Source organism: Marivirga sp., from assembly GCF_051117495.1.
Lineage (GTDB): Bacteria > Bacteroidota > Bacteroidia > Cytophagales > Cyclobacteriaceae > Marivirga.
Genome location: NZ_JBNPEF010000007.1, coordinates 21,242 through 46,127 on the forward strand (window position 1 = coordinate 21,242; position 24,886 = coordinate 46,127).

The following is a 24,886-nucleotide window of genomic DNA, read 5'->3' on the forward strand; positions in this document are numbered from 1 at the left end:
AAAGAGAGGGTCAAATCTCCCTTTTTCAATATATTTTAAAATCTTAAGGTTAGTTGACCGTCTTCATTTGGTTTCTCTTCAATTTCAAAATTTGATAAGGAACAACCTACTAACCTGACCGATTGATTCAATTCAAAGGATTCCATCAAACTTTCCAATCCCTGGTCAAAAATGTTCGCTGAATCAATAGCCTCTTCGTAGGTTTTACTTCTGGTTATTTGCTGAAAGTCATCGAATTTAATTTTTAGCGTTATGGTATGAGCAGTGGCATCACTTTGTTTATATCTTTTCCAGCATTTTTCCGCAATGGGTTGAAGGGCTTCCCATATTGCCGATTTGTTTTTTAGGCTAACTGAAAAAGTATTTTCTGCTCCCACAGATTTCCTAATTCTGTTCGGATTTACTTTTCTATTATCCTCTCCATGGCTTACCGAATAGAAGTACCTTCCTTGTTTACCAAAGTGCTTGATTAATTCTTTATAGGATTTTGACTTTAGATCAGCGCCTGTTTTAATGCTTAGTTTATGCATTTTTTCGGCAGTCTTTTTACCGACACCAAAAAATTTCTCAATAGGCAATTGCTCAATAAAAGGAATAACCTGATGAGGTTTTATTATAAATAATCCATCCGGTTTTCTGTAGTCAGAAGCTATTTTTGCCAGAAATTTATTAATGGATACTCCAGCGGAAGCCGTAAGACCAATTTCACTTTTAATTTGCTCCTTTATTTGAATAGCTATTTCGGTAGCGGTCTCAATCCCGAGTTTATTTTCAGTAACATCCAAATATGCCTCATCCAATGATAGTGGCTCAACCAAATCGGTATATCTAAAAAATATATCTCGGATTTGTTGGCTTAATTCTCTATACCTTTCAAATCTGGGTTTCACAAATATTAAATCATTACATTTGGAAGCTGCAATTTTAGAAGGCATGGCGGAATGGATTCCGAATTTTCTGGCCTCATAACTAGCGGCCGCTACAACCCCTCTTTGTCGGTTTCCACCAACGGCAACGGGTTTTCCTTTTAAATTAGGCTGATCCATTTGCTCAACGGAGGCGAAAAATGCATCCATGTCGATGTGAATTATTTTGCGTTCTCTATTCTTTTCCAAAGCTTATCCGCTTAAAGTTTTCTTATACCGCTTATCCTTTTGTATTAGTGAAATAATTAAATATAACGGATATTATTCTTCATAAAATAAATCAATTCATTTTTAATATTAACCAAATGAAGAGAAGAGAGTTTTTACAACTAGCAGGAATGGGAGTAGGCGGTGCTTTGTTAACGGTGCCTTTAATAGGTAATGCTGTGGACATGGACAGACTATTGGAAAACCCATTAGATGTTTTAGAGAAAAAAAGGTTAGCCGATATAGGATTAAATGCGGCCAAAGCCAATGGAGCTACTTACGCTGATTTGCGTATAGGAAGATATCTTAATCAATATATTTTTACACGTGAGGACAAACTGCAAAATGCGGTGAACACCGAGTCTTTTGGAGTTGGAATCAGGGTAATAGCAAACGGTACTTGGGGCTTTGCTTCAACCCGAGATGTAAGTGAGGCCGGTATTCAAAAAGCTGCTGAAACCGCTACAGCTATTGCAAAGGCGAATGGTAAAATTCAAACCGAACCTGTAAAGTTGGCACCGGTTCAATCTTATGGTGAGGTAAGCTGGAAAACACCCCTTGAGAAAAATGCTGTTGCTGTACCGCTGAAAGAAAAAGTCGATCTTCTGCTTTCCGCGAATGCAGAAGCTATCAATAATGGGGCTAATTTTGTAAACAGTGCGCTGTTTATGATTAACGAACAAAAATATTTTGCCAGCACAGAAGGTTCTTATATCGATCAAGATGTTCATAGAATTTGGCCGAATTTTAATGTTACTGCTATTGATCCGGATTCTGGTAAGTACAAATCAAGACAAGCTTTAAGCTCACCTATGGGAATGGGATTTGAATATATGGATCCTAGACCTGGTAGTAAAAAAGAAGGCCCTGGTGGCACTATGCACTATTATGACAGATATGACATGATAGAGGATGCCGGACTAGCGGGTAAGCAAACTAAGGAAATGCTCAAAGCTGATTCCATTAAAGCTGGCAAATATGATTTAGTATTAGACCCTAATCATCTTGGATTAACGATTCATGAAAGTATTGGGCATGCCACCGAATTGGATCGTGTATTGGGCTATGAAGCCAATTATGCAGGAACCAGTTTTGCTACTTTGGATAAATGGAAGAGCAAGGATTTCAAATATGGCAGTGATATTGTAAATGTTTTTGCAGATAAAACCCAAGAAGGTTCATTGGGCGCGGTAGGTTATGATGATGAAGGAGTGAAGACCAAAAGATGGGATTTGATAAAGGATGGAATTTTGGTAAACTATCAAGCCATAAGAGATCAGGCTCACATCATTAATGAGGATGAGTCTCATGGGTGTTGTTATTCTCAAAGTTGGAATGACGTTCAATTCCAACGAATGCCAAATGTATCATTAGCACCTGGTAAAGAAAAATATAGCCCAGATGATATGATTAAGGATGTTGAAAAAGGGATTTATATTGTAGGACGTGGTTCTTATTCTATTGACCAGCAACGCTATAATTTCCAATTTGGAGGTACTTTATTTTTCGAGATTGAAAATGGAAAAATAAAAGGACCTGTAAATGATGTTGCTTATCAGTCTAATACACAAGAGTTTTGGAATTCATGCTCTAAAATTTGTGATGAAAATGATTATAAAACCTTTGGGTCTTTCTTTGATGGAAAAGGACAACCCTCACAAATTAGTGCAGTATCTCACGGCAGTGCCACTACCCGTTTCGATGGCGTGAATGTGATCAATACCGCACGAAATATTTAACACTAATTGAAAGATTTATGTCATATAAAATAACATAAATCTATTAGTCTAAAATTTAAAATCTTTAAAAATGGCAATATTATCTAAAGAAGAAGCAAAGCAAATATTGGAAAAGGTGATGAGCTTTTCTACTGCTGATAGCTTGGAAGCAGGCCTTTCGGGCAGTGGTAGAGGCAATATCCGATATGCTAGGAATACAGTTACGACCAGTGGATTTAATGATGACGTAAGTTTGGGTGTAACCGCAAATTTTGGTAAAAGATCCGCATCGTCCACCATCAATGAATTTGATGATGAATCACTTAAAAAAGTGGTGAAAAGAGCAGAAGAATTGGCCAAACTTGCACCTGAGAATCCGGAATTTATGGAGCCTCTAGGGCCTCAAGATTATAAGGAATCTAAAACTTTTTATAAAAGTACGGCTGATATCAGCCCAGAATACAGGGCAGATTTGGCTAATAAAAGCATTCAACCTGCCAAGGCTAAAGATGTTACTGCCGCTGGGTATTTGGAAGATACTGCTGGTTTTTCCAGTATCATGAATTCCAAAGGACTTTTTGCCTATTCTCAAGAGTCGGAATTGGAGTTTACAGTTACCATGAGGACTAATGATGGTACTGGTTCAGGCTGGGTATCGAGAGACTTCAATGATGTAAACCTTTTCAATGGAGAAGAAGCTTCAGCCATAGCGCTTGAAAAGGCTATTATGAGTAGGGAAGCAAAGGCAATTGAACCTGGAAAATATACAGTCATCATGGAACCGGCCGCTTCTGTTCAGCTATTGGGGAATATGTTATTCAATATGGGCGCCCGACAAGCGGATGAAGGAAGGAGTTTCCTTTCAAAAAAAGGAGGGGGGACGAAACTCGGAGAAAAATTGGTAGATGAGAGAGTTCAAATTTACTCAGACCCTTTTAATGAAATAGTTCCTGCGAATGCTTGGAATGGTGATGGTTTACCAAGGGAAAGAACTAGTTGGATTGAAGATGGCGTTGTCAAAAACATGTCATATAGTCGATTTTGGGCTGATAAACAAGGTGTTGAACCAGTTCCTGGTCCTGCAAATGGTATTATGGTTGGAGGAGATGCTACAACTGAAGACTTAATTAAAAGCACCAAAAGAGGGATATTGGTAACCCGTTTATGGTATATAAGAACTGTTGATCCTCAAACATTACTTTACACAGGATTGACCCGTGATGGTACTTTCTATATTGAAAATGGAAAAATTAAGCATCCTATCAAGAATATGCGTTTCAATGAAAGTCCGATTATTATGTTGAATAATTTGGAAGAATTAGGGCAGCAACAACGAATAAACGGAAATTTAATCCCAGTTATGAAAATTCGTGACTTTACCTTCACTAGTTTGTCGGATGCAGTGTAGAGATCATAAATTATGTAAAATAATGAAGAGCTTTGGGTTATGACCTTAAGCTCTTTTTTTTTATAATATTTCAATTAAATAATATAAGATATTGTTAGAATAGTTTTATTATTATTAATTATCTTTAATAATAATGAACCAAAATCCAATCTTTAAGCAAATCGATAAAACAACATTATGGGCATTGACTGTTGGACTAATTGTAGCTACTATTTTCTCAGTAACAATAATTATCAGCTATCAATATTATAAAAAAATTAAAATACAGCAATTGCAATCTGAACTCAGCCTAGTTACTGATAATATTAGAAAAATTATGTCTAATAGTAATTTAGCTGCTTTTTCAGTTGGTTTAACCGTAGATCCTAATCAAGACACCATAAGGAATTTTGAATATGTAGCAAAAGAGATAATGAATCAACACCCTTATTTATACGGTGTTCAAATTCTTCGCAAAGGAGAAATACAATATGTTTACCCTTACGATATACATAAATCAGTTATTGGTTATGATATATTGCAAAATCCTGCCACTAAAATTGAAGCTGAAATAGCTATTAATAATAAAAAAATTTATTATGCTGGACCTTTAGATTTTCGACAAGAGGGTAGAGGTATAATTGGAAGATTACCCATTTTTCATGAAGGAGAGTTCTGGGGTTTTTCAGCAGTTCTGATTAGAATGGATGACTTTTTAAAAGCCACTGGAATCCAGAATTCAGAAACGAATGATATTAACTTTATATTTTCTAAAGTAAACCCTAACACTGGAGTGGAAGAATTTTTTACTGCTAGTCATACAGATGAAGATATATTTCTTGAATATACTTTTGAGGAATCCGGTTGGAGGATTTCAGCCTTTTATAAACAAGATTCTTTTATATATATTTTACTAACCGTAATTGTTTTATTAACACTATTTTCTTCAGTAGGCAGTGCTCTTTATACTTATCAATTATTAAGAAAACCTCAGATACTAGAGTCGCAATTATCACAAAAAACAAAAGAAATTGAAGAGAAAAATGAATACTTAACTTCCATGGTTGAGGCCATCCCTGATTTAATTTTTATTTATGATAAAGATGCTAAATATCTTGATTTTCACGCCTATCAAAACAACCTTTTGTTTTATAAGCCAAAAGATTTTATAGGTAAAAGTACTTTTCAATTATTTGAAAAAAGCTTCGCTCAAGATGTTTTTAATGCCATACAAGAGGCTCTTAATACTTCCAAAATTATTCAAAATTCCTATTATCTTGATTTTAAAGAAGGTAGAAAATATTTCGAATCTAGATACAAAGCTATCAATTCTGAAAAGGTATTGGCAGTTGTAAGAGAAGTGACGGAAAGTAAATTATCAGCTCAGAAACTGGAGAAAAGTGAGCAAAAATATCGAAATCTTGTCTCGCAAGCTTCTGACGCCATTTTTCTTGCTGATGAAAAAGGCAAGCTTTTGGAATTAAACCAAAAAGGAATGGAATTAACTGCCATTCCTTTAGATCATATTGAAGAAATAAAACTGTCGGATATTATTGAATTTGATTCTGATAAGTCACAATCTTTTATAGATAAAATCAATGAAGAAGGACATTTTTTAGAAGAAGTTGCCTTAATTTCTCTTGATAATAAGATTATTCCGGTCGAAATAAACTGTAAAAAGACATCTGAAAAGCAGATACACGGAATTATTAGAGATATAAGTGCAAGAAATAATTTTATTAAATCAATCCGAAAACAAAATGAAAAACTAAAAGAGATTGCTTGGGTTCAAAGCCATGAGGTACGTGCGCCTTTGGCCAGACTCTTAGGACTTTTAGACTTTTTAGAAAAATATGATAGCATTAATCAAGCAGAAAAATTAAAAATTATCAATTCTATTAGAGATAGTGCTTTGGAACTTGATGTCATAATTAGGGATGTTGTGAAAAGAACCGAATTGGCTGAAATCATAACACCCAAAAATGAATATATATGATAATTGGCTATATATCCCTGCTATTCATTACCTTTGAGGAAACTGAAAAGTCAGAAATATAAAATATTAAGAAATTGGAATTTAAAGAATTAGATTTTCATCCTACACTGAGTGAAGGTTTGGAAATGATGGGCTTTCAAAAAGCAACACCCATTCAAACTGAAGCTATCCCCAAAATACTTGAAGGCAAAGATTTAATTGCATGTGCACAAACAGGTACCGGTAAAACCGCTGCCTTTGTACTGCCTATTTTACATAAAATTGCTTCCGGTGGTGAAACAAAGGGAGTAAATACCTTGATTATTGCACCAACAAGAGAACTTGTACAACAAATTGACCAACAAATTGAGGGATTTTCCTATTTCACCAATGCAAGTAGCATAGCTATTTATGGTGGTGGGGACGGGGCTGCGTGGGAACAACAGAAAAAGGCCATTAGAGCCGGGGTTGATATTTTAGTGGCCACGCCTGGACGGCTAATTGCATTGTTAAATTCAAATGAAACACAATTGGATAATGTGCAACATTTGATTTTAGATGAAGCGGATAGAATGCTGGATATGGGCTTCCATGACGACATCATGCGAATAGTCAAGCAACTTCCAGAAAAGAGACAAACACTACTGTTTTCTGCTACTATGCCTCCTAAAATAAAAAAATTGGCCGGAGCCATTTTAAATAATCCAGAAGAAATCAGCTTATCCATATCAAAACCAGCGGCAGGAATTTCACAAAAAGCTTTTTTAACTTTTGATGATCAAAAAACTCCTCTTTTAAAATTTATTTTAGGATCAGGAATTTTTGAAACAGCCATTGTATTTGCAGGTAAAAAGGATAAGGTTAAATCTTTGGAGCGAGAACTGAAAAATATAGGAATGTCAGTGAAAGCATTCTCAAGTGATTTGGATCAATCTGAACGCGAAATTATCATGCGTGACTTCCGCTCAAAAAAGGTTCAAGTTTTAATAGGAACTGATATCATTTCAAGAGGGATTGATGTTGAAAATATAAGTTTGGTGGTTAATTATGACGTACCGGGAGATCCTGAAGATTACGTACATAGAATTGGTAGAACAGCCAGGGCTGCTACTAAAGGTGAGGCCATAACCTTCATTAATAATATGGATATGGAGAAATTCAACCGTATTGAAGCCTTGATTGAAAAATCTATTATGAAAACCAATAGTTTACCAAACCAAATAGGGCAAGGTCCTGATTATCAAGAAAATGCTAGAAGGCAAAAGCCCGGTGGGTTTAAAAAGAAAAAGCCATTCAAAAAAAGAAATAAGTAAAATATAGCGTACAAAAATGACATTTAAAGAATTAGGGATATCCGATAAGCTTATTAAAGGTTTATCAGAATTGAATATAAACAACCCAACAAAAATCCAAGAGCTGGTTATTGGTCATTTGATGCAAAATACCGGTGATTTAGTGGCACAGGCGCAAACCGGTACTGGAAAAACTGCAGCCTTTGGTTTGCCCATTTTGGAACGAATCAATACCAAGGATGATAAGATTCAAGCAGTTATTTTATCACCTACTAGAGAATTGGCACAACAAATTAAACACCAGCTTTTTAAGTTTACCAAATACTCGGACAAAGTTTTTATGGAGGTAGTGTTTGGTGGTGAAAAGATTGAAAGGCAAATACAAAATCTAAAAAGACCTACCCATATATTGGTAGCAACTCCCGGAAGATTGGCAGATTTGATTAGAAGAAAGGCAGTTGATATCCGTCAGGCTCGATTAATGGTTTTGGATGAAGCAGACGAAATGTTAAGCATGGGATTTAAAAAGGATTTGGAATTTATTTTGACCACTATGAAACACCAAAAAAATATTTGGCTTTTTTCTGCTACAATACCTACAGATATTAAGTATATCATCAAACAATATTTGGATCCCAAGGCAAAGCAAATTCAAGCTTCTGGAAATGAGTTGGTAAATGAAAAAATCATGCATCAATTTGTCCCTTGCGATACGGATGAGAAATTCATGGTTTTGGATTATTTTCTGAAAACCCAAAAAAATGAGCGGGGTATCATCTTCTGTAATACTAAAAATTCTGCAAGAGCACTTCATGAGCAATTGAAAGCAAGAAAAATTGAGACCGGTATTTTGGAGGGCGATATGCACCAAAAAGACAGAGATAAAGAAATGAGAGCTTTTAAAAGTAAAAAGCTCGATTTATTAATTGCTACAGATGTGGCGGCCAGAGGAATTGATGTGGCGAATTTGGCATTTGTAGTACATTATGAAATCCCAAAACAAATTGATTATTATATCCACAGAAGCGGAAGAACGGCCAGAGCAGGTAAAACTGGAATAAGCATGGCATTGTGTACGAAAAATGAAGTAACTCAAATCAAAAAAATACAACAAGAGTTAGGACTAAAAATAAAACAAGTCCCATTTGGTTGATAATTGATGTTAATTAGAATTTGATTAAAGTTGTTGGCTATAACAGCTTGGGAGATAGATTTCGCTTCGGTCTGACGGTTTGATTAATTTCATTAGTTATTATAACATTACTGAATCTATCACTTAAAATACTTTGGTGGCCTTTGGTGGTTTACCGTCTGACAGATAGACCTAATATTGAGATTGTAGCGATTAGACGGATTAAAACCGTCAAACCGCTTGGGAGATAGATTTCGCTTCGGTCTGACGGTTTGATTGTTATTAATAGTTGTTATAATATTGCTGAAGCCATTAGTTAAAATACTTTGGTGGCTTTTGTTGGTTTACCGTCTGACCGATAAACCCAGAACTGAGATTATAGCAACTAGACGGATCAAAACTGAATTTCAAATAATTGTTTGAATTGGTTACGCAACAAGAAGTGTCGGCACATTGAAAATGTCAGACACTGGGATAAATGAAACATAACAGACATTTTAACCAATTAAGATACTTAGAGTTATAATTGGTATATTTAATTTTGACTGCTAGCTTTTCAAATGAATGTCCGACATTTCCAATGTCTGACATAGTGAAGCTTAAGGAAATCTCAGGTATTGGCGATTGAATAGTTCAAAAATAATGTATTCAAAATTCATTAAAATGAAGAAAATCCATTTCTTAATTTTTATATTAATAATTTTTTCCTGTTCAAATAAAGAACAAAGACAAGAAAGTCTAATTCAAAAAGGATATCAATCATTAGATAAAGGACAAACCAAGCAAGCATTGAATTATTTTGAAAGTGCCACTGATCTCAATAATGAAAATCCTTCTGCATGGAATGGGATTGGTGTTGCCCATTATCAAGATGGTCATCCTTATGAAGCCATTCAAGCTTTTGGGAAAGCATTACAAAATAAACCAGAATATACCAGGGCTTATTACAACAGAAGTAACGCCTTTTACCAAACGGGTGAATATTACCGAGCTTTGGATGATCTAGAACCTGTATTAGAGGTTTATCAAGATTCGGCCTTTGCTCATTTGGCTAAGGGATTAGCTTTAGTAGGTTTGAAAAATTATGAAGATGCCGAAAAATCTTTTCATACAGCTTTAAAGCTTGATAATCAGAATGCAGAAATACAAACCAATTTAGCAGCTGTTTACTACTACAAAAAGGAATATGATAAAGCCTTACCATTTTTGAATGATGCATTGGAATTAAATCCAAAGGAAGCCAATGCTTGGAACTTATTGGCATTAATCCAATCTGAGCAAGAAAATTATGAGCAAGCCTTGGAATCGGTAAATAAGGCCTTGGAAATTCAGGCCAACCAACCTTATTTTTTAAACAACAGAGGCTACATCTATACTTTTATAGGTGAATTAGATAAGGCTTATGCCGATTTAAGAAAAAGTATTGTGAGAGATGAAAAAAATCCTTTCGTATATAGAAATTTGGGTATTTTAGCATTAAAAAATGAAGAGTATAATGAAGCTATTAGGCAACTGAATAATGCCCTGGAAAGAAAAAAAGATTTACCATCTGCTCATTATTATTTAGGGGAGGCTTTAAGGTTAAACGATCAACTTTCTGATGCTTGTAATGCATATGTAAAGTCATCCGAATTAGGAGATGAAAAAGGAATTCAAGCATTACAGAAATATTGTAATGAATGATATTCAATACTATTATTTCTTCGGATAACTACAATAAATTAATTACTTTTGCCCAAAATTTTTTCAATTAGAAAAAGCCAATTAGATAATTAGATGAAGAATTTTAATCCTTTTTTTTTTTTATCAGGATTGTTATTCCTCTTTAAATAATAAATATTTTTGTCATTCAATATTAGATTCCATTTAAGATATGTTCGATAATCTCAGTTATAAGTTAGATCGCGCTTTTAAAACCCTGAAAGGTCAGGGTCAAATTACAGAAGTAAATGTAGCTACTACTGTTAAAGAAATCAGAAGGGCCTTGGTTGATGCCGATGTGAATTTCAAAGTGGCCAAAGAGGTTACTGACAGAATTAAAGAAGAAGCCTTAGGAAGAGATGTATTGATTTCTGTTTCCCCAGGTCAGCTTTTGGTTAAAATTACCCAAGAGGAATTAGCCAAGATGATGGGAGAGAAGCAAGAGGACATCAGTATTGAGGGTTCTCCTGCCACCATATTGATCTCTGGTCTTCAAGGTTCTGGTAAAACTACATTTTCTGGAAAGTTAGCTAACAGACTTAAGAAGCAGGGTAAGCAAGTGCTGTTGGCGGCTTGTGATATCTATAGACCTGCCGCTATTGATCAGCTGAAAGTATTGGGTGAGCAAATAGGTGTGGAAGTTTATGCGGAGCCTGAGAATAAGGATGCGGTAAAAATTGCCAACAATGCTATTAAATATGCCAAAGAGAATGGTAAAAGTATAGTTATAGTCGATACTGCGGGACGTTTGGCAGTGGATGAAACGATGATGAAAGAGATTTCTAGCTTGAAAAAAGAGCTGAAACCTTCAGAAACATTATTTGTGGTGGATTCCATGACAGGTCAAGATGCCGTCAATACAGCAAAAACTTTTAATGAGCAACTGGATTTTGACGGTGTGGTTCTGACAAAATTAGATGGTGATACTCGCGGTGGTGCGGCTTTATCTATCCGAAATGTGGTTGAAAAACCGATTAAGTTTGTCAGTAGCGGTGAAAAAATGGATGCTATCGACCTATTCTACCCAGATAGGATGGCACAAAGGATTTTGGGAATGGGGGATGTTGTGTCCTTGGTTGAGAAGGCGCAGGAAACCTTCGATCAAGAGGAAACCAACCGACTTTCCAAGAAAATTCGAAAAAACCAATTTGACTTTGAGGACTTCCTTTCCCAATTACAACAGATTAAGAAGATGGGGAATGTAAAAGATCTTTTAGGAATGTTGCCGGGTATGGGGAAACAAATTAAGGATTTAGACATTGATGATGATGCTTTTAAGCCTGTTGAAGCCATTATTCGTTCTATGACTACAGAAGAAAGGACAAATCCTGAATTGATGAATGCCAGTAGAAAACAGAGAATAGCAAGTGGAAGCGGAACATCTGTTCAAGAGATCAATAATCTCTTAAAACAATTTAAGGATATGAGAAAGATGATGAAAACCATGAATAAAATGAGCGGAAGTAAGAGAGGCTTGGCAGGATTCAACCCCTTTGGCAAATAACATTTAAAAAAATCTGAATTTATTACATTCATTTAATTTGAAAAGCCTGTTGATAATTAAAATTTATTAACAGGCTTTTTTTGTGTGTTTTAAAATGTAATAAGCTTATATTCAATAAAATAGCCTATAATCTTACGGTTATTTCTTGTTTATCTAATTTAATCAATTCAAAAATCTTAAAATTAAATATAATCATTTCTTGTTTTTAAGTATATTATTTTATTAAATTGACACTTGAATCAAATAAGTATAAATCATTGATTATTAAGTGATTTAAGTAAATTTAAAAATCTATTAAACTTTTTATCATTAATAGTACTTTAATAAGACAGGTGTACGTGAAAAAATATTTCAACTATTCAATTTTTTTAACACTATTGAGCCTTTTGCTTTTGGTATCTTTACCGCAATTGCAAGCATCACTTGGCATATCAAATGCAATAAGAGAAGATACCATTCTGATGAGCAATTTAATTTCAATTGACTCAATAAAACTTACAAGCACGATTCGAACAATATCACTTACAATTTTAAGTATTGGGATATTTGGTATCGCATTTAGCTTCATAAACCTAGGTTCCAAAAGAATAAAAAGACATAATAATTATTTAGAAAGTCTTGTAAAAGACCGGACAAAAACCTTAGAATATCAACACAATCAATTAAAAGCTCAAAATGAGGCCTACAGAGAGGCCTTAGCCCTTATTCAAGATCAGAAAGAGGAAATTGAGACTGCTCAACAGGATTTACTTCAGAAAAACAAAGATATAACCGATGCATTTGAAGAGATTCAATCTCAAAATGAAAAATTGGATCATGAGCGGAATAAACTAGAGCAGGCTAAGAGAATAATACAGGGACAAAACAAGAAACTTTTAAACATAGCCAGAAACTTAGATCAGCAAGTTCAGGACCGAACAAAAGAACTATCAAGGTCGAATAATTTATTATTAGAGAAGAATAAGGAGCTGGATGAATTTATTTACAAATCAGCACATGATTTAAGAGGGCCAATTGCAAGGTTTAAAGGTCTAAGTCAGCTAATTCAAATGGAATATGAGCAAGATAACGATATTACAGATCATTTAAAACACCTCAGCCATTCGGCTAACCACATGGACGACATGCTTAAAAGATTAAGCAATGTTTATGAAATCAGTGCTAGACCCATAAGTGTACAAAAAATCAATATAGATATGATTTTGGAAACTGTTTTTGAAAGGTTGAAAGGGGAGGAAGAAAATTTGGATAGTGTTGCTATTGACGTAAATAATCAAGTGAAAAATCTGGTGCAAATCGATCCTAGCCTACTGCATTTAATCCTTAAAAACCTTATTGGAAATGCTGTGCGGTTTTCTGATCCACTAAAATTGAAAAAATGGGTTAAAGTAAATATTGAAATACTTGATAAAAACTTGATAATAAGCGTGAAAGATAACGGTATTGGAATTAAAAAAGATCAGAAGGACAATATTTTCAATCTTTTCTATGTGGGGTCTGAATTGCCAAAAGGACCAGGTTTAGGCTTATATATCTGTAAAATCATTACCAATAAGCTCAATGGGGATATTAATTTGAATTATTCCGAAGTTGAAAAAGAAACTGAGTTTAAAACCTCTATCCCTATAACATGAGTTCGATTTTAAATACCTTCAAAACATCTTCAAGGCGTCATCTCTGTCCTGATAGCTCGGGATTATAATTTCAAAAAAAGAAAATTATCCGAAATCTTACTATAGCCTTTCCTGCATTGCGGGAACAGTACTTATATTAATCGAACTTAGGTCTAAAAATATTTATGAGGTTAGCTCTTCTGCCACCGCTTTAATAAAAGACCATTTTGGCACAGTGTTCATAATTTTTATTTCCTCCCACAGATTTGTATCCTCATTTAAAAACTTGAGCAATATTGGCAACTTATTATTCTTGTAAAGATTGCCAAACACTTTATGACCCGAACTTTTTTCAGTTATCAATACATTCAATAACACTTCATCATAAAATTTAAATCTTTTTGAGCTCTTCAATTCAAAGTTATCCGTTTTATGTTTTAAAGCGTTGATTATTTGTTGCACATGATTGAAATTCCGAACAAAGCTATAACCTGTACTGGGCTTGACAGTTCCTGCTAAAGTACCGATTGGGATAATGCTTTTATTCCTTTTAGCAAAAATTTCAGTTGTCATTGGGATTTTATTAAACTCTTCTTCCATGATTTCATATTGCGAAAGCCCCAAATTCTGATGAATATAATCTTTCAAAGCTTTTTCATAATCAGCTTTCTTCCAGAGATCAGCAGAAAACAAGGTGTATTCCACCAATGCCTCATTTTTTGTGTTGGGTAAAATATAGGCAAAGCTTAGGCCTCCCTGAACCTCTGGAATCTGCATATCCATATAAGTGATTTCATTTGGATTAAAAAGCTCTTCATTGGTGCGTATTTTCCAACCATAAAAATGTTGCCATATAAAGTTTTTAGCTCCTTCTGTCATCAACATTAATTCATCAGGAAAAAAATAGGATTTAAAAAAATAGGATTCATAATAGAAGATGGTTTCCTCAGTTTTTACACATTTTTTTGTTTCATCTTCCGATTTTATAACATCCTGAATTAAAGTAACTTGAGGATGCATGTTTAATTTATTAATTATAAATTGATAATAATCAATACCTCTTATATTATAATAGCGGTAAGGGGACAAAGACTGACTTAAATCAAAATCTTGTCCTTTTACAATGGCAGCGTCCCATGAATTCCTGATAGGCAGTTGGGTAATCCACATCTTAGGTTCTGACCAAAAGCTCCATGTTCTGTCATTACTTTCCTTTTTGTCCGCATCGATTAGTAATAACTGTTTATTGTCAAGCAGTTTGTTTTCAATCATTTGCCAAGCCAAAGTCAGGCCTGCCAAGCCAGCACCTCCTATGATGTAATCATATTTCATTATTTATTATTCTTTTACAGTATAGCCTAAATATAAAATTAAGCTTAATGTTAAAAGAAATATTAAGAAAAATGAATTATTTTATAGCTAGTGCGTTATTTACCCGAATGTTTAAAAATGTGGATTTCATCCAAAATATTATATATTTGCACTATTAAGTTAATATTAATAAGATATTTTTTATTAAAAGAACCATTTCCCAATTTAAATTGAAGAAGAGTACATTAATAATTGCAATAGTATTAGGGGTAACTGCAATTAGTTTTGCCTTTTACACCACTTCAGAGGTAGCTTTCACTCGATCTGTAGATGAAGACAATCAAAGCCAACTGAATTATCTTAATTTTAATGTAGTCAGTCCAGCTCCCATAATGGACACTGCAGATTACAATCAAGCATTTGATGACAATATCCAAAAATTCCTGAAAAGATGGGATATAAAAGGTGCTTCGGTTGCTGTAATGAAGGATAATAAATTGATTTATTCAAAAGGATACGGGCTTACTAATATTAAAACACAAGAAGCTGTCAAAACCCAGCATTTATTTAGAATAGCCAGTGCCTCGAAATTAGTAACGGCCATCACTATTATGAAAATGGTAGATGATGGAATTATTGATTTAGAGGAAAATGTTTTTGGAGAAGATGGGATTTTTGCTCATTTCAATGAAATAAAAGACAGCAAACACAGTCAAATAAAGGTTAAGCATCTTCTAAACCACAAAGGTGGCTGGAGCTGGCGAGATGGAGATTTCATGTTTCAAGCTTCAAAAATCAAAAGGATTATGAATCTTGAAGGCCCGCCAACCGATGATGATATCATAGAATTTGTATTGAAGCATAGAAGACTCAGATATAGACCGGGAACACAATATGCCTATTCTAATTTCGGATATATGCTTTTGGGCAAGATTATTGAACAGAAAACCGGAACTACCTATGAAAATTATGTAGTTAATAATATTTTGGAACCAAATGGGATATATGGCATGAGAATTTCGGGCAATTACGAATGGGAGAGAAGGCCTTTTGAGGTACACTATTATAATCATCCTGGTGCTTATCAATTCGAGTCTTATGATGGGAATTACCAATCAGTGGAAAAACCTTATGGTGGAAGTGATATCAACACATTGGGCGCTGCAGGAGGTTGGATAGCCAATGCTTCTCAATTAGTGAAATTAGTGAGTCTTGTTGATCCCAATAATGCATACCAATTGCTTTCTGAAGAGAGCCGTGAAATGATGGTAAGCGGTAACCGCTACACTGATGCCTTTGGTTGGAAAGGCGCTAGAGGTGAAAATTATTGGAGAACGGGAACATTGGCGGGGTCTGCATGTTTTATCAATAGAAAAGACGATGGATACACTTATGCCGTGATATTAAATTCCAGCGTGTGGATGGGGCATAGATTTAACCGATATATCAAATGGATGATGGACAAGTCTATTACTAAGTTGGATCATGATCAACTCAATTTATTTTATCAAAATCATAATTCATTTAGTATATTACCAATCGCAATTTGACCGTTTATCAAATTCAGTAAAATAAAATTAAATTTTTCCGTTCAATATCCTGAACTACAACAATTTCAACATGAAGAGAATACTCATAATCATATTTATTTTCCTGTTCAACTATGCAGGAATAGCTCAAACCGAGAAGTTTTCAAAATTAAGCCCTACGCAAGACCAATCAATGGAAGCTAGGTTGGTAGCAGGTTTATTGACCCAATATCATTATGAGAAAATTCCGATTGATGATGAGCTTTCAACTGTGATTTTTGATGATTATTTATCTTCACTTGATGTCAACAAACATTATTTCCTGAAGGAAGATATTGAAGGCTTTCAAAAATATAGAGATCGTTTGGATGACCATATCAAATTAGGTTATTTATTACCTCCTTATGAAATATTCAATGTTTTCCGTGAAAGGTTTATGGAAAGAATAGACTTTGTTGAAAATGAACTTTCTTTTGATTTTGATTACAATAAAGAAGAATATCTTACCATTAATGCTGATTCCTTGGATTATGTCAATTCAACTGATGAGTTAAACGATAGATGGAGAAAATTAATCAAAAGTCAAGCCTTGGATTTTAAGCTGGACGAGAAAGCCGATACGACCATTGAAAGACTTATTAAAGAAAGATATTCAAGATTAAAGAAAACAATTGGTGATTACGAAAGCAGAGATGTATTTCAGCTTTACATGAATACTTTTGCAGAAAGTTTTGATCCGCATAGTAGCTATTTTTCACCTATAACTTCAGAAAATTTCAAAATAAGAATGAGTCAGTCCTTAGAAGGAATTGGCGCTACATTAACCACCGATGGAAACTATACTCGTGTTGCCTCAGTGGTACCGGGAGGTCCTGCTTTCGAAAGTAAAATGATCAATACTGATGATAAAATACTGGCAGTTGCCCAGGGCTCAGAAGGCGAGTTTGTGGATATCACGGGTTGGAGGCTAGATGATGTGGTTCAAAAAATAAGAGGACCTAAAGGAACCATAGTAAGATTAAAAATAATTGAAGCTGGTACCCCTGTTTCATCTGGCATGCCTCAGGAAATCACTATCGTGAGAGACAAAATTAAATTAGATAGCCAAACTCCTTATGCTGAAATAAAAGAGGTGTATCGTGATGGTAATCAATACAATGTAGGTATTATCACAATTCCAGCTTTCTATATGAATTTTGAAGACATGAGAGCAGGAGTAAAGGATTACGGAAGTACCACCAGAGATGTGAAAACAATTTTAGATACTATCAAAGGAAAGGTAGATGGCATTGTAGTTGATTTGAGATCCAATGGGGGAGGCTCACTTCAAGAAGCCATTGAATTGAGTGGGTTATTTATTAAAGAAGGACCTGTGGTTCAAATAAGAGATTCTGATGGTAGTATAGAATTAGGGGAAGATGAGGATGAAGAGATATATTATGGTGGCCCATTAACCATATTAACTAACAGATTTAGCGCCTCAGCATCAGAAATATTCTCAGGAGCCATCCAAGATTACAAAAGGGGAGTAGTGATAGGGGAAAATACCTTCGGAAAGGGTACAGTCCAAAATCTGATTTCTTTAAATCAATTTGTACCTAAGGTGAAAGATACACTTGGTCAAGTTAAATTAACATTGGCAAAATACTATAGAGTGAACGGAAGCAGTACCCAGCATAAGGGCGTTAGACCGGACATTAAGATGCCTTCTCCATATACTGCCAAAACTTTTGGGGAAAGCTCATATCAACGTGCTTTAGAATGGGATCAAATTGAAAGCTCAAATTTCACTCCTTCAAATGATATAGACGAAAATATTCTCGCCAAGCTTAATGAGAAGCATGAGAAAAGATTAAAAGAGGAGCAATACCTACGAAATCTTAAAAATGAGGTAGATGAAGCGGTTAATCAACAGAGTATGTACAGGATTAGCTTAAATATTGACAAACGAAAAGCTGAAAATGAGGCTGCAATGGAAAGAAGAAATGCGGCAAACGAATTGAATGAGAGGATTTCGGCTGATCCCGAATTGATTGATAAAATCAATACCGATGGCGAAATCAAGGATCCTTACCTTAGAGAAGGTATATTGGTATTAGCAGATTTGATTGCGATGGGAATTGGCTAAAATTCACTTTCATTAATTATATTTAAAAGGTTGCAAATCAGATGTTTATCACATTTTTTGTAGCCTTTTTTATTATCCTAGAATAATGACTGCAAAATAGCATTCAATACCGATAATATTATACTAAAGAAAAAAGCCCACCAAAAACTCTTTACAGAAAACCCTTTCAGGATTTTATCTACTAGCATAATCATCAACGCATTGATTACCAATAGAAACAATCCTAAGGTAATGATGGTGATCGGGATAGTAAGAAATACTAAAATGGGTTTGACCACCGCATTGATTAGTCCTAGCACTATAGCCACAACTATTGCCTGTCCGTAGCTTTCCACTTTTACTCCGGAAAGTAATTTGGCACTTAAAAATACTGCCCCAGCTGAAAGGAGTAAGCGAATAATAAATTCTGTTAAATCCATAGTGTAAAAGTTAAATTCAATAACAATATAGCTGATTTTGTTAAGATTTAAAATCAACTCAATACCAACCATACTGAAATACCTTGAAAAAATTTTCAAAAAAATAAAACTAACAAGCTCATTTGTAAAAATTCAATTAACTTTCCTTTTTAAATCCAAATGTACAGATATGCGAAGACTTTTACTCCCCCTAATTCCATTTGTCTTATTGTTGACAGCCTGTAGCAAAAAAGAAGAAAAATCAGATTTAATTTCCAGCCTTGGACCTTATGCTGAGTACATTAGCAGCATCTCGTCCGGTATCATTTCCAAGACTGATCCTTTCGTGATAGAGTTAAAATCAGAAGTGGAAGGCATAAAAGCGGGTGATGAGTTATCTTCTTCCTATTATGACATTTCTCCATCTGTTGATGCTAAAGCAATTTGGACTAGTCCTTCAAGCATCGTTATTACACCTGAAAACCATTTAGAAAGTAATAAAGAATACACGATTGCGCTTGAATTAGCTAAGCTGATAACTGTTCCTGAGGAGCTTGCTAACTTTATTTTTAATGTAAAAACCATCCCTTTAAGTTATGCTGTTGAACTTCATCACTTAAGCAATACAGATGAAAATGACTTCTCGAAAGTAGCTTTAAAGGGTTCTTTGAATACCTCCGATTGGATTGATAAAGAAAAAGTAAATGAGGTGGTAAAAGCCAATTTTAACGGTAAAGACCTGGATATTAGCTGGACGCATGGTGCCAATTCAAAAGAACATGAATTTGTTATTCAAAATATTACCAGAGTAAAAGAGGATAAGGATCTGATAATTGAATGGGATGGAACGCCTATTGGGATAAAAGAGAGTGGAAGTACAAACTACCAAATCCCTTCTGTGGACAGCTTCAAAATTATGAGTGCCAATGTGAAAAGGGATGGCGAGGCCTATATCTCTTTAGTTTTTTCGGATCCAATTCTCAATAATCAAGATTTTAACACTTATGTAGAGGTCAAACGATTTGATATCAGCTTCACAGTCGATAATAATGAGCTCAAGATTTTTGGTAAAAATGGATCATTGCATGGTGAATTAGATATAACGGTCCATAAAAACCTAAAAAACTCTAAAGGTTTAGGGCTCGACAATGAAAGCCAATATTCCCTTCAGGTTTCTACCTTTAAGCCACAAGTCAAACTAATGGCTGGTCAGGGAAATATTCTGCCGAGCACCAATGAACTGGTTTTACCTATCCGAGTAGTGGGCTTAAAAGCCATTGAAGTTGAGGTAGTGAAGATTTTTCCCAACAACATGGGGCAGTATTTTCAAGATAATGAGTTGGGAGGCACTTATAGACTAAGAAGGGTAGGCCGCCCGGTCGTAAGAAAGATTATTCCATTAGTGAAGGCGGGAATCACGGATTATTACGATTGGTCAAAAATCTCACTGGATTTAAAAGACTTATTCGAAGCGGAAAAAGGAGCTTTCTATCAAGTGAATATTGATTTCACCAAGGATATGGCCGTCTATAATTGCGAAGGCATGTCTGATGAAGCCGATATAGAGGAATTTACTTACGATCCTAAAACGGTGGATTGGGACAATAATAGAACTCAATATTATGGGGAATATGATTGGAATGAAAGAGATAATCCTTGCCATGATATGTACTATAGAAGAAATACTTCTGTTTCTAAGATGCTTTTTGCTTCCGACATTGGATTAACTGCAAAAAAAGCCGAGAACAATAAATTGCATATTTTAAGTACAAACATCCCGACTACTGATGCGGTCGAGAGTGTAAACTTAAAACTATATGATTATCAAAATCAGCTGATTAGTGAAGGTAAAACCGATGCAAGTGGTATGGCGGAACTACCCCTTCATCGTCAGCCATTTTTATTGGTTGCGGAAAAGGAAAATGAGTTTGCCTATTTAAAATTAGAAGATGGAGATGCCTTATCATTAAGTAATTTTGATGTAAGCGGTGCCACTGCGAAAGAAGGCCTAAAAGGTTTTATTTATGGAGAAAGAGGGGTCTGGAGACCAGGAGATACTTTAAACTTAAGCTTCATTTTAGAGGATACCTATCAGCGCGTTCCTGAAGGACAAAAGGTAATGTTGGATTTATTCAATCCGCAAGGACAGCTTTATAAAAGTTACTTGCCTTATAAAAAAGAAGGGCCTATTTACAGCTTTAGACCTTCTACTTCTTCCGAATCTCCAACAGGTAACTGGTTCTGTAAAGTTCGTGCTGGAAGTGCCGAGTTTACCAAGAACATTAAAATAGAAACCATCAAACCCAATAGACTGAAAATTGATGTGGACTTTGGAAAAGAGATCTTAAAGCAATCTGAAGGAAATTATGCCAATCTTACCGTTAGGTGGATGCATGGAGCTGTTGCCAGAAACCTAAAAGCAGATTTTGATATATTTACTAAAGCCACTAAAACTTCCTTTAAGGATTTCTACGGTTATAATTTCGATGATCCTGGAAAGGAGTTTTATACGGATAGCAAGAAGATATTTGAAAGCCGAATTAATGAAAAAGGAGAGGCTAGCTTTCCTATTAGGGTGGAAAATAAATCCGAAGCTCCTGGAATGTTAAAATTGGTGCTTAACGGAAAAGTATTTGAAGAAGGAGGGGACTTTAGTATTCACACTAGTAGCGTTCTGTATTCTCCCTATAAAAGTTATGTAGGGATCAATGTTCCTTCTGTAGAGGAAAATAGTCAGAAACCTGTACTTTACACGGGCAAAAACAATACGATTCAGCTGGTAAATGTGGATGAAGAAGGGAATAAGACTAACAATAAGTCGGTAACGGTTGAGCTTTACAAATTAGAATGGAGATGGTGGTGGGATTACGGAGATGATAATATCAGCAATTATGTAAGTAGCCGATATAATAATCCTAAAAAAACCTATACCGTTAATTTGGAAAACGGGCAAAAGGATTGGAATCTTAATATCGACAATGATGATTGGGGTCGTTATTTCATAAGGATTAAGGATAATAGTTCTGGACACAGCACAGGTGAGGTAGTTTATTTCAGAAGATCGGATTGGTACGGCACCATGGCCAAAGAAATGGGCGGTGCCAATGTTTTGAATTTTTCACTGAGCAAGGAAGAAGCACAAGTGGGTGAAGAAGTGGCTGTAAAAATCCCTTCAAGTGGTGTAGGTCATGCCTATGTTACAGTGGAAACGGGGAAAGCACTAATTCAGAAAGAATATATCCCCTTGGAAGACCAGGAGACGATCTATAAGTTCACTTTAAGTGAAGAAATGGCGCCTAATATTTATGTGCATGTTTCCCTAATTCAACCTCACGGAAATCAATATAATGACCTTCCGCTCAGGATGTATGGCGTGAGAAATGTGATGGTCGAAAACAAGGCGACTCTTTTAGAGCCTGAAGTTCAAGCGCCTAAAAATGCACAGCCTAAGGAGATCATCCAATTAACTGTTAATGAGAAAGACGGAAAACCTATGGCTTATACCATCGCTTTGGTGGATGAAGGTCTGCTTGGTTTAACCAATTATAATACGCCTCAACCATGGGATCACTTTTACGCTCGGGAAGCATTGGGTGTAAGAACTTACGATATGTTTGAAGATGTTTTGGGCTCCTTTGCTGGTAAATACGGTCGATTATTGGCTGTTGGGGGTGATGAAATGGGACCTATGGAGGAAAAAAGCGAAAGTAGATTTAAACCTGTAGTAGAATATTTAGGGCCTTTTTACTTGGATAAAGGAGATAAAAGAACTCATACTGTTACGATTCCTCAATATATTGGAGAATTGAGAATGATGCTGGTCGCAGCCGATAAATCAGGTACTTATGGATCATCTGAAAAATCCATTAGCATTAACCAACCCCTGATGATGTTGGCTACTTTGCCAAGAGTGATGGGGCCGGGTGAAACCACCAAAATGCCAATTACTATTTGCCAATGATCCATCCATTAAAACGGCCAATGTAAAAGTATCATCGACTGGAAAACTGAAAAGTAGTAAGGAAATGCAGGTGAAGTTAAATCCTGATAGCGAAACCATTGTATATGTGGATGTAGAAGCGGAAAAAGCCTTGGGAAGTGGCAAAGTACACATTACGGCTACTTCAGGTAAAAATAAAGCGATTTATGATGTTAATATGGACGTTAGGCCATCCAACCCGAGAATGATTTCGGTGAAGGATAAGCTTTTGGAAGATCAGGAAACATGGACAGCAGATTACCAACCTTTAGGCATGCTGGGTACTAATGAAAGTGTACTAGAACTCTCTACATTGCCACCATTAAACTTAGATCAGCGTACGTCTTATCTGATTCGTTATCCGCATGGCTGCATTGAACAAACGACTTCTTCCGTATTTGCGCAGCTGTATTTATCTGATTTAATCAGTCTGAAAGAGGAAAAGAAATATGAGATCCAACGGAATATTGAAGCTGCCATTGAGCGCTTACGAAACTTCCAGTTGCCTTCAGGCGGATTTTCCTATTGGCCTGGGATGCAAACGGCTAACGAATGGGGAACCAGTTATGCGGGTCACTTTTTAGTGGAAGCACAAAGTAGGGGATATGCGGTACCAAAAGATATGCTGCGAAATTTCCAAAAATTCCAAAGTGAAATGGCCAACAACTGGAATTCCAGCACGCGATATCGATCAGATTTATACCAGGCTTATCGATTATATACTTTAGCCCTTGCTGGAGAACCCGATATGGCACCTATGAATCGTATGCGGGAAAACACTGGAATTTCAGAACTGAGTAAGTGGTTATTGGCCAATGCTTATGCGCAATCTTCTTATCAGGATGTAGGAGAGGAGATGATCACGAATTTGACCAAAGAGGTAAAAGACTACAGGGAATTAAGCGGTACTTTTGGTTCTTCCACTCGTGATGAAGCCATCATCTTGGAAACATTGGTGAAGCTCGGAAGGAAAAAAGATGCCTTTGAAATGCTGCAAAGAATAGCAGAAAAATTAGGTGATTCCGAATACTGGATGAGTACCCAAACGACTGCCTATTGTCTCATCGCTGTGGCGGAATACACCAAAGGATTTCCTGCTTCTGGAAATTTGAATGCCTCAGTTAAGATTGATGGGAAAGTGATTAACATCAATCAATTAGGATATTTTACTCAGGTTAATCTATTGAACGCAGATAAAAGCATGAAAATTGAAGCCAGCAATAAAAGCGGGGCACCACTTTATGTCCGTTTAATCCGGCAGGGAATTCCATTGGAAGGAGGCGAAAAAAGTGACGCTAAAAACCTATCCATATCAATGAATTACTATGACAATGATGGTGCGCAAGTGGATATCAAAAAGATGAAACAAGGCACCGATTTTAAAGCCATTGTCACAGTCAAAAATCCGGGAACAAAAGGAGAGTTGAAAGAGCTCGCATTGACTCAGATTTTCCCTTCAGGTTGGGAAATCCTCAACACCCGATTGAATGACACAGGAGCTGGCAATCAGGATAAAGCAAAGTATAAAGATATCCGTGATGACAGAGTACTGACCTATTTTGATTTGAAAGCCGGTGAACAGAAATCCTTTACGGTTTTACTGAATGCTTCCTATAAAGGAAGGTATTATTTGCCTTCCGTTCAGGTCGAGGCCATGTATGACAATAGCATTTACGCGAATTTGGAAGGTAAATGGGTTCAGGTCGTGGATTAGGACCTATCATATGTCAGACATTTTGAATATTAGTTTTTTTTCAGGTATATGTTTCCTCTGGCTACACTTGCTCAGGTTTATAGTTGATGATACCCTATGTCGGACATTTATTGGCGATGAAAAGCTAATGAGATTTAAGCTTAGAGATCAATTTCCGACATTTGGAATGTCTGACATAAGCACGGATGCTAGTCTATGTCGGACATTATTTTAAGCTGATTATTTTCAGCTATCTGTATTCTCTGGCTACCTTTGCTGAGGTTTATAATTCATGATAGCCTATGTCGGACATTTATTGGCTATGGAGAGCAGTAAGCCTAGTGATTAATGTCCGACATTTGGAATGTCTGACATAAGCACAGATTGAAGAGT

The 24,886-nt window shown here is 35.6% G+C and carries 15 protein-coding genes; 12 read left to right on the forward strand and 3 right to left on the reverse strand.

Annotated elements, in window-relative coordinates:
• Nucleotides 1-35: 35 nt before the first annotated feature.
• Nucleotides 36-1,115 carry a DNA polymerase IV gene (dinB, locus tag ACFE0M_RS04900; protein ID WP_434544629.1) on the reverse strand — a complete coding sequence of 360 codons (1,080 nt, stop codon included), beginning with the start codon at nucleotides 1,113-1,115 and terminating at the stop codon, nucleotides 36-38.
• Between the two features lie 116 nt (nucleotides 1,116-1,231).
• Here dinB and ACFE0M_RS04905 point away from each other — a divergent pair, with 116 nt between their 5' ends.
• From ACFE0M_RS04905 to ACFE0M_RS04940, 8 genes are all read left to right on the forward strand, one after another.
• On the forward strand, nucleotides 1,232-2,872 hold the full coding sequence (locus ACFE0M_RS04905) for a TldD/PmbA family protein (RefSeq protein ID WP_434544630.1): 1,641 nt from the start codon (nucleotides 1,232-1,234) through the stop codon (nucleotides 2,870-2,872).
• Between the two features lie 70 nt (nucleotides 2,873-2,942).
• A complete protein-coding gene (locus ACFE0M_RS04910) occupies nucleotides 2,943-4,259 on the forward strand; it encodes a TldD/PmbA family protein (protein WP_434544631.1) in 1,317 nt (438 codons plus the stop codon).
• A gap of 133 nt (nucleotides 4,260-4,392) precedes the next feature.
• Nucleotides 4,393-6,234, forward strand: coding sequence for a PAS domain S-box protein (locus tag ACFE0M_RS04915; RefSeq protein WP_434544632.1), 1,842 nt, complete (start codon nucleotides 4,393-4,395; stop codon nucleotides 6,232-6,234).
• A gap of 74 nt (nucleotides 6,235-6,308) precedes the next feature.
• On the forward strand, nucleotides 6,309-7,526 hold the full coding sequence (locus tag ACFE0M_RS04920; protein WP_434544633.1) for a DEAD/DEAH box helicase: 1,218 nt from the start codon (nucleotides 6,309-6,311) through the stop codon (nucleotides 7,524-7,526).
• Nucleotides 7,527-7,542: 16 nt separating this feature from the next.
• Nucleotides 7,543-8,658, forward strand: a complete 1,116-nt coding sequence (locus ACFE0M_RS04925) for a DEAD/DEAH box helicase (protein WP_434544634.1) — start codon at nucleotides 7,543-7,545, stop codon at nucleotides 8,656-8,658.
• Nucleotides 8,659-9,300: 642 nt separating this feature from the next.
• Nucleotides 9,301-10,320 (forward strand): tetratricopeptide repeat protein, encoded by a 1,020-nt coding sequence (locus ACFE0M_RS04930; RefSeq protein WP_434544635.1) that lies wholly within the window; start codon nucleotides 9,301-9,303, stop codon nucleotides 10,318-10,320.
• Between the two features lie 190 nt (nucleotides 10,321-10,510).
• Nucleotides 10,511-11,842, forward strand: coding sequence for a signal recognition particle protein (gene ffh / locus ACFE0M_RS04935; protein WP_434544636.1), 1,332 nt, complete (start codon nucleotides 10,511-10,513; stop codon nucleotides 11,840-11,842).
• Nucleotides 11,843-12,303: 461 nt separating this feature from the next.
• Nucleotides 12,304-13,476, forward strand: a complete 1,173-nt coding sequence (locus ACFE0M_RS04940; RefSeq protein WP_434544637.1) for an ATP-binding protein — start codon at nucleotides 12,304-12,306, stop codon at nucleotides 13,474-13,476.
• Between the two features lie 162 nt (nucleotides 13,477-13,638).
• Here ACFE0M_RS04940 and ACFE0M_RS04945 read toward each other — a convergent pair whose 3' ends face one another.
• Nucleotides 13,639-14,787, reverse strand: coding sequence for a lycopene cyclase family protein (locus ACFE0M_RS04945; protein WP_434544638.1), 1,149 nt, complete (start codon nucleotides 14,785-14,787; stop codon nucleotides 13,639-13,641).
• 209 nt (nucleotides 14,788-14,996) lie between these two features.
• Between ACFE0M_RS04945 and ACFE0M_RS04950 the strand changes: the two genes are divergently transcribed.
• Entirely contained in the window at nucleotides 14,997-16,316 is a 1,320-nt protein-coding gene (locus ACFE0M_RS04950; protein WP_434544639.1) for a serine hydrolase domain-containing protein, read from the forward strand.
• A gap of 70 nt (nucleotides 16,317-16,386) precedes the next feature.
• The gene (locus ACFE0M_RS04955) at nucleotides 16,387-18,423 is read left to right on the forward strand and encodes a carboxy terminal-processing peptidase (protein WP_434544640.1); all 2,037 of its coding nucleotides are present in this window, start codon (nucleotides 16,387-16,389) and stop codon (nucleotides 18,421-18,423) included.
• 77 nt (nucleotides 18,424-18,500) lie between these two features.
• Here the strand turns inward: ACFE0M_RS04955 and ACFE0M_RS04960 are convergent, their stop codons facing one another.
• Nucleotides 18,501-18,842 (reverse strand): phage holin family protein, encoded by a 342-nt coding sequence (locus tag ACFE0M_RS04960; RefSeq protein WP_434544641.1) that lies wholly within the window; start codon nucleotides 18,840-18,842, stop codon nucleotides 18,501-18,503.
• Between the two features lie 169 nt (nucleotides 18,843-19,011).
• Between ACFE0M_RS04960 and ACFE0M_RS04965 the strand changes: the two genes are divergently transcribed.
• Nucleotides 19,012-22,782, forward strand: coding sequence for an alpha-2-macroglobulin family protein (locus ACFE0M_RS04965; RefSeq protein WP_434544642.1), 3,771 nt, complete (start codon nucleotides 19,012-19,014; stop codon nucleotides 22,780-22,782).
• A complete protein-coding gene (locus ACFE0M_RS04970; RefSeq protein ID WP_434544643.1) occupies nucleotides 22,745-24,514 on the forward strand; it encodes an alpha-2-macroglobulin family protein in 1,770 nt (589 codons plus the stop codon). Before ACFE0M_RS04965 ends, ACFE0M_RS04970 begins: the two co-directional genes overlap by 38 nt.
• Nucleotides 24,515-24,886 lie beyond the last annotated feature (372 nt).